The sequence below is a fragment of the Lentzea indica genome, from assembly GCF_012184385.1.
In the GTDB taxonomy this organism is placed as follows: domain Bacteria; phylum Actinomycetota; class Actinomycetes; order Mycobacteriales; family Pseudonocardiaceae; genus Lentzea; species Lentzea indica.
Genome location: NZ_VSRL01000356.1, coordinates 1 through 7,307 on the forward strand (window position 1 = coordinate 1; position 7,307 = coordinate 7,307).

7 protein-coding genes are annotated in these 7,307 nt (G+C 67.4%); 4 read left to right on the forward strand and 3 right to left on the reverse strand.

Features of this window, described 5'->3' with window-relative positions:
• Positions 1–448 precede the first annotated feature (448 nt).
• A complete protein-coding gene (locus tag FXN61_RS45485; protein WP_167980026.1) occupies positions 449–847 on the reverse strand; it encodes a DUF5318 domain-containing protein in 399 nt (132 codons plus the stop codon).
• Between the two features lie 164 nt (positions 848–1,011).
• Between FXN61_RS45485 and FXN61_RS45490 the strand changes: the two genes are divergently transcribed.
• Complete coding sequence (locus tag FXN61_RS45490; protein WP_167980027.1) at positions 1,012–1,548, forward strand: PadR family transcriptional regulator; 537 nt, start codon at positions 1,012–1,014, stop codon at positions 1,546–1,548.
• 30 nt (positions 1,549–1,578) lie between these two features.
• Positions 1,579–2,664: an inositol-3-phosphate synthase gene (locus FXN61_RS45495; protein WP_167980028.1), complete on the forward strand. Its 1,086-nt coding sequence runs from the start codon at positions 1,579–1,581 to the stop codon at positions 2,662–2,664.
• 58 nt (positions 2,665–2,722) lie between these two features.
• Here FXN61_RS45495 and FXN61_RS45500 read toward each other — a convergent pair whose 3' ends face one another.
• A complete protein-coding gene (locus FXN61_RS45500) occupies positions 2,723–3,457 on the reverse strand; it encodes an SDR family NAD(P)-dependent oxidoreductase (protein ID WP_167980029.1) in 735 nt (244 codons plus the stop codon).
• 95 nt (positions 3,458–3,552) lie between these two features.
• Between FXN61_RS45500 and FXN61_RS45505 the strand changes: the two genes are divergently transcribed.
• A complete protein-coding gene (locus FXN61_RS45505; protein ID WP_167980030.1) occupies positions 3,553–4,134 on the forward strand; it encodes a hypothetical protein in 582 nt (193 codons plus the stop codon).
• On the opposite strand, the gene FXN61_RS45510 is transcribed toward FXN61_RS45505, so the two are convergent.
• Positions 4,083–4,712, reverse strand: coding sequence for an HAD family hydrolase (locus tag FXN61_RS45510; RefSeq protein WP_167980031.1), 630 nt, complete (start codon positions 4,710–4,712; stop codon positions 4,083–4,085). The two genes, FXN61_RS45505 and FXN61_RS45510, sit on opposite strands and share 52 nt — an antisense overlap.
• A 248-nt stretch (positions 4,713–4,960) precedes the next feature.
• On the opposite strand from FXN61_RS45510, the gene FXN61_RS45515 reads away from it, so the two are divergent.
• Entirely contained in the window at positions 4,961–6,976 is a 2,016-nt protein-coding gene (locus FXN61_RS45515) for a PhoX family protein (RefSeq protein ID WP_188136188.1), read from the forward strand.
• Positions 6,977–7,307 lie beyond the last annotated feature (331 nt).

The window sequence follows — 7,307 nt, forward strand, 5'->3', positions numbered from 1 at the left end:
CGGCCACCGGGAGGCGGTGCCATCGGCATGCCACCGGGAGGCGTCGGGGGACGGCCGCCGGGTCCGCCCTGAGGGACGCCGGGACCGTTCACGGGTCCCTGCGGACGCCCTGGACCGCCCTGAGGGCCTCCAGGCCCACCGGGAGCGCCCTGAGGTCCGCCTGGTCCGTTCGGGCGGCGTGGGGGCTGCTGCTGTGGGAAACCACCGGGTGGCGTGCCACCCTGAGGAGGGCGCGCGAAACCGCCGGGTGGGGTTCCCGGTCGTGGCTGATTCGGGACATCGCGCCTCGTGCCGCCGCCGTCCGGGTCGTCCCCGGTCGGCCACTGCGGCTCGCCTCCGCGCTGCCGGTCATCATGCTGGTCGTTCACGTGAAAAGGCCTCCCAGACCGGCGTGCATCAGCACACGGTTCGGTGGTCGTACTTCATTCGGAGCAGTGTCACCTGTGGATCATTCCGCCGCAGTCCTCCTGCGTGGCTTTTCCAGCCCACGCTTCCCCAGGACGTATGACTGCACCAGGTGGTTCCAACTGCACGTGCGACAAACTTCAACGACGTACACCGTGAACTCGTCGAAGAGCGTTGCCATCTTCACCAGTTCTTCAGGTGTCCGCGCCGAGCCGGTCGCGTGCTTGAGCTCGTCACCGTAGACCCACGACACGTTCGTGAGCGGTTCCTTCCGGCACACCGGGCAGGGCACCTGGGTCTGCGTCCCGTGGAACTTCGCAGCTCGCAGCAGGTACGGAGACGCGTCGCAGACCTCCATGGTGCCCGTGCGACCGGCGTAGACCTCCGCCAGCAGCGCACGCCGCTGCAGCGAGTAGTCCACCACCTGCCGTTGGGTCAACACGTCACCAGAGTACGTGCCGACCGCTTTCCGATGATGGGCCGTTCAGGGCAGCGGGGTCCGGCGCGGTATCACGGTGTGCCACATCCCACAGTGAAGGGGGGCGATCGATGTATCGCAGCGATATAATCACCTCACCTATCGGTGCAGGTGCGAGGAGGTGACTCGTGTTCGAGTTCGCGCTGCTCGGCCTGCTGCACGAGGCGCCGATGCACGGCTACGAGCTGCGCAAGCGCTTGCATGACCTGCTCGGAGCGTTTCGCGCGTTCTCCTACGGATCGCTGTACCCAACATTGCGGCGACTCCAACGTGCGGGCCTGATCGTGGAGGAGGGGCCGGAGGAGTCGGCTCTTTCTTGGGGACGTCGGGCGCGCAAGGTCTACAAGCTGACCCCGGAGGGCAAGGAGCGGTTCGCCGATCTCCTCGCCAACGCGGGGCCGCAGACCTGGGACGACGACTCGTTCGGAGTCCACCTGGCGTTCTTCTCGCGCACGCCGGCCGAGATCAGGATGCGAATCCTGGAAGGTCGGCGGCGGTGTGTCGAAGAACGCAGGGAGGGGCTACGCGAGCGGCTCACTCGCACGGGTGAGCAGATCGACCGCTACACCCGTGAGCTGCACAGGCAGGGCCTGGAAAGCACTGAGCGCGAGGTGCGATGGCTCAACGAGCTCATCGCGCACGAAAAGTCCGAGCAGGACGAGTAGTACTCATAGTTGATCAAGGAGGACTCGGCAATGGGCGAAAACCGCCGCACCGTTCGAGTGGCCATCGTCGGGGTTGGCAACTGCGCGGCGTCGCTGGTGCAGGGTGTCCACTACTACCGGGACGCCGACCCGAGCACCCGCGTGCCCGGCCTGATGCACGTGCAGTTCGGTGACTACCACGTGGGCGATGTCGAGTTCGTCGCAGCGTTCGACGTCGACGCGAAGAAGGTCGGTGTCGACCTGGCCGAAGCGATCGTGGCCAGCGAGAACAACACGATCAAGATCGCGGACGTGCCGCCGCTGGGCGTTGTCGTGCAGCGCGGGCACACCCTCGACGGTCTCGGCCGGTTCTACCGGGAGACGATCGAGGAGTCCGACTTCGAGCCGGTCGACGTCGTGCAGGCGCTGCGCGACGCCGAGGTCGACGTCCTCGTGTCGTACCTGCCGGTGGGCTCCGAGAAAGCGGACCGCTTCTACGCCCAGTGCGCCATCGACGCCGGTGTGGCGTTCGTCAACGCCCTGCCGGTCTTCATCGCGTCGGACCCGGAGTGGGCGGAGAAGTTCCGCGCTGCCGGCGTGCCGATCGTCGGTGACGACATCAAGTCGCAGGTCGGCGCCACCATCACGCACCGCGTGCTGGCGAAGCTCTTCGAGGACCGGGGCGTCCAGCTCGACCGCACCATGCAGCTGAACGTGGGCGGCAACATGGACTTCCTCAACATGAAGGAACTGGAGCGCCTGGAGTCCAAGAAGGTCTCCAAGACCCAGTCCGTGACGTCGCAGCTCAGCCGCGACATCGGCAAGGACAACGTCCACATCGGTCCGTCGGACTACGTGGCGTGGCTCGACGACCGCAAGTGGGCCTACGTGCGCCTGGAAGGCCGCGCGTTCGGCGACGTGCCGCTGAACCTCGAGTACAAGCTGGAGGTCTGGGACTCCCCGAACTCCGCGGGCATCATCATCGACGCGGTCCGCGCGGCGAAGATCGCCCTCGACCGGGGCATCGGCGGCCCGATCCTCTCGGCGTCGTCGTACTTCATGAAGTCCCCGCCCGAGCAGTACTCGGACTCCGAGGCTCACGCGGCCGTCGAGGCGTTCATCCGCGGCGAGGCCTGAGTTCCTGGTCGTCTGCAAGTACCACCAACTCGCTGTTGGTGGTACTTGCAGACACCGTTCAGCGCTTCGAGAGCCGCAGGTTCTGCCAGCTTCCGTCCGCGGTCCACCCGCCGTCGACGGGCAGTGCGACGCCGTTGATGTACCGGGCGTTGTCGCTGGCCAGGAACCGCACGGCCTGCGCGATGTCGTCCGGCACCGCGAACCTGCCCGCCGGCACGTGGTTCGTGATGTCCTCGTCGACGTAGTAGCCGCCGGCCTGCGACTCGACGTCCATCTCGGTCTTGACCCAGCCGGGGCACACGGCGTTGACCCTGATCCCGCGGCCACCCCACTCGACGCTGAGGGTGCGCGTCAGCCCGATCAGCCCGTGCTTGGTCGTGTTGTACGCCGCCCGGTCCGCCACGCCCTGCAGCCCGGCGACACTCGCGATGTTGATGACGCTGCCGCTCCGCTGGTCGAGCATGATCTTGCCCAGCGCCTGCGTGAGCAGGAACGGCCCGGTCAGGTTGACCGCCATGATCCGTTCCCACTGCTCGAGCGTCGTCTCCTCGAACGGCACGATGCCGGCGATCCCCGCGTTGTTGACCAGCACGTCCACCCGCCCGTAGGTGCTGACGACGTGCTCGGTCAGCCGCTGAACGTCCGCGGCGCTGGCGACGTTGCCGACGATCCCGTCCTTGCTCTCCTGCTGGTCGAACCCGACGACGGCGTACCCGTCCTCGCGCAGCACGTCCGCGATCCTCAGCCCCATGCCCTGCGCCGTGCCGGTGACTACAGCAACTCGTTGCGTCATGTGCGCCACGCTAGGCAGCTGCGGCCGTTCAGAGACAGACACGTTCGTGTGTTCGGAGTCTCAGCGAAAGTCCCGCTTCCGCTAGGTTCTGGCCGGTGCGCACCCTGCTCGTCGCCCTCCCCGGCCTGGTCCTCGCCGGCATCGGCCTGACCCACCCGCACCACCTCGACGCGACGACCGCGCAGTGGTGGCAGGACATGCACGTCATCCTGGCGGTGATCTTCCCGCTGCTCGGTGCCGCGCAATGGGTTCTGCTCGAAGACACCCCGAAGATCGTGCGCTGGGCCGGCCGCACGGCCACGTTCGGCTACGTCGTCTTCTACGGCGCGCTCGACGCGTTGGCGGGCATCGGTGGTGGCGCGATGGCCATCGCCAACGGCGGCCGCTCGCCCGCCGACGCGCCCCTGTTCAAGATCGGCAATCAGCTCGGAACCGTTGGCGCGTGGTGCTTCTTCGCGGCCAGCATCGCGATCGCCGTGTGTGCGCTGCTCAAACACAGGCTCAAGGCGATTCCAGGAGCCGCTTTCCTGCTGTTCGGCAGCTTCCTGTTCCTCGACAGCCACATCTACTGGCCGGAGGGCGTCATCGCCTGCACGTGCCTCGCCATCGGCATGGCCGCGATCAGCTACGCCAGCGCGTCCGGCAGGTCGGCGATCGAGGACAGCACCCGCACCTGAGCCAGCACGTCGGCCGCCGGTGGGAAGTGCGGGTTCGGCACGGCGAGCACGGTCATCCCGGCAGCCAGCGCGGCCTTGAGCCCGTTCGTCGAGTCCTCGACGGCGTAACAAGAGGAAGGTTCAACGCCGAGTCGCGACGCCGCCAGCAGATAGACGTCGGGCGACGGCTTGCCTGCGGCGCACTCCTCCGACGACACGGCGACGGGCACCGGCAGGCCGGTGACGTCCAGGAACACCTTGATCAGCACAGCCGGCGCGGACGAAGCGATCGCGACGGGGAACCGAGACGAGACGGACCGGACCGTCTCGACTGCCCCTGGGATCACCGGCAGGTGCGCGGCATAGGCCTTCTCCATCTCGGCGATCACACCGGCCGAAGCCTCCGCGGCAGACATCCGCACGCCCACCGCCGACACCAGGTACGCGCCCCACTCCGGCGTCGACATCCCCTGCATGGCACGGGTCGCTTCAGGGGTCCAGGTGCCGCCGTGCGCGGCGGCGAACGCCTGGCGCACCTCGTCCCACACCTGCTCGGAGTCGATCAGAACGCCGTCGAGGTCGAAGATCACCGCATCCACACCGGAACCGTACCTCGCACTGGGGATCGGGCTGTCGCGCTGATCCTTTGTGCAACGTTCCTGGCCAAGGACTCGCGAGGAACGTCAGAAGATCGGCCTGCTCGACCCGCTCACGCTCAACCGGACGGACACAAGGGACGTTCCGTCGGAAGCTGTCCTCGCGGGCGAACAACTTGTGGGTTAACAAAGCATGAACGGGCGAATACGGTCGGTGCCGGTTCCCGCACCGACCGTAGGAGGCCACCACCATGATTCCTCTGCCGCTAGCCAACCATCGGATCGGCAGAGCAGCGCTGACTTGCGAGTACCGCTGCGGGGACGCGTGCTTCCACGACGTCCCGAACACCTCGGACAACCCGTACTTCGGCGACCTGGTGAGCCGCCGCACCGCGCTCAAGGCTGGTGCCGTGGTCGCTGCCGCCGCGACGGTCGCACTGCCCACGACCGCCGCCGCTGAGCCAGAGGCCCAGGGCCACCGTCCGCCGAAGGGACTCGACTTCAAGCCCGTCGAGGTCAACACCAAGGACGAGGTCGTCATCCCGGAGGGGTACCGGCAGGGGGTCGTGATCCGCTGGGGTGACCCGCTCTTCCCCGGCGTGCCGGAGTTCGACTTCGACAACCAGACCGCCGCGAAGCAGGAGAAGCAGTTCGGCTTCAACTGCGACTTCGCCGCGATCCTGCCGCTGGACCCGTTGGAGCTGACGGGTCTCATGGTCACCAACCACGAGTACACCAGCGAACGGCTGATGTTCCGCGGCTACGACCCGAACAACCCCACCGAGGAACAGGCGAAGATCGGCTGGGCCGCGCACGGCCTCTCGGTGTTCATGATCAAGCGCTCGCTGTTCTCCGGCCACTACAGGCCGAGGTTCAGCAGGTACAACCGGCGCATCACCCTCAACACGGCGTTCGAGATGCGTGGTCCTGCTGCAGGCAGCGACCTGCTGAAGACCTCGGTCGACCCCACCGGGCGCAAGGTCTTCGGCACGATCAACAACTGTGCGGGCGGCGTCACGCCGTGGGGCACGATCCTGTCCGGCGAGGAGAACTTCAACCAGTACTTCGCCAACGCCGCTGGCCGCAACGACCCGCGCCTGACCCGCTACGGCGTCACCGGCACGGCGACCACGCGCAAGTGGGAGCGCTTCGACAAGCGCTGGGACCTCGCGCAGGAACCCAACGAGGTCAACAGGTTCGGCTGGGTCATCGAGCTCGACCCGAACGACCCGGACTCCACGCCGGTCAAGCACACCGCGCTCGGCCGGTTCAAGCACGAGACCGCGAACGTGCGCATCGCCGGCGACGGCCGGGTGGTCGCTTACTCCGGTGACGACGAGCGGTTCGAGTACGTCTACAAGTTCATCTCGAACGGCAAGGTCAAGCGCGGCAACAGCAAAGCCGCGCGCCGCCACAACATGACGCTGCTCGACGACGGCACGCTCTACGTCGGACGGTTCAAGGGCGACAGCCCGGCGTCGGAGATCGACGGCTCGGGAAAGCTGCCCAGCGACGGGAAGTTCGACGGCACCGGCGAGTGGATCCCGTTGGCCAGCGGGAAGAAGTCGTTCGTGCCGGGCATGTCCGCAGAGGAGGTCTACGTCTTCACGCGGATCGCCGCGGACAAGGTCGGTGCGACCAAAATGGACCGTCCCGAGGACATCCAGACGCACCCGCGCACCGGCGTCGTCTACTGCGCGCTCACCAACAACACCGAGCGCGGCGCCGCGGGCAAGGAAGGCGGGACCGAGCCGAACCCGAGGGTGAACAACCGCCACGGGCAGGTGCTGGAGCTGACCGAACACCGCGGCGACGCGCTGGCACTGACGTTCACCTGGAACCTGTTCCTGGTGTGCGGTTTCCCGGACGACCCCAGCACGTACTTCGGCGGCTACGACAAGTCGCAGGTCAGCCCGATCTCCAGTCCGGACAACCTGGCGTTCGACCGTCACGGGAACCTGTGGATCTCCACGGACGCCGACGGCAAGCTCGACGGGCTCAACGACGGCCTCTACGGCGTGCCGCTGGAAGGGCGGGAACGCGGGCACCTGAAGCTGTTCCTCACGGTGCCGCGCGGCGGTGAGACGTGCGGTCCGGTGATCGGCGAGAGGGTCATCACCGTGTGCGTGCAGCACCCCGGCGAGGTCGACGGCGCCACTGCGGACAAGCCGGTTTCGCACTGGCCGGACGGGGGCAACTCGCAACCTCGGCCGTCGGTCGTCGCGGTGTGGCGCGAAGGTCGTCGTCAGCTGGGTGAAATCGGTTGATCACCGTGCGTGCTGTGATCGTTCGGGTGTAGCGCGTGTTCGCCTGTCGTTCACCTGGTGGACGACAGGCGAACTCGTTCGGCTCTTAGGTTCGGCCAGTTCCCACACTGACCGATCTCGGAGGCCTGCGTGTCCTCACCCACCGATCGGGGCCGCCGCCTGCTGCCCCTGCTCCCGACGAACCATCCGCTCGGGCGTCAGGCCGTCACCTGCCAGTACCGCTGTGGCAACGCTTGTTCGCACGAGGCAACTCGGCCCCGTGCGCCTGCAACGCCGCCGCACGGGTCGCGACGACCTCGGCCAGCCGCGTCTCCAACGAGGCTCGCGGCGG

What these genes read in the sequence shown, in the direction of transcription:
- FXN61_RS45515 (WP_188136188.1), top strand. Translation starts at nt 4,961, where the DNA reads ATGATTCCTCTGCCGCTAGCCAACCATCGGATCGGCAGAGCAGCGCTG.
- FXN61_RS45495 (WP_167980028.1), top strand. Translation starts at nt 1,579, where the DNA reads ATGGGCGAAAACCGCCGCACCGTTCGAGTGGCCATCGTCGGGGTTGGC.
- FXN61_RS45500 (WP_167980029.1), bottom strand. Translation starts at nt 3,457, where the DNA reads ATGACGCAACGAGTTGCTGTAGTCACCGGCACGGCGCAGGGCATGGGG.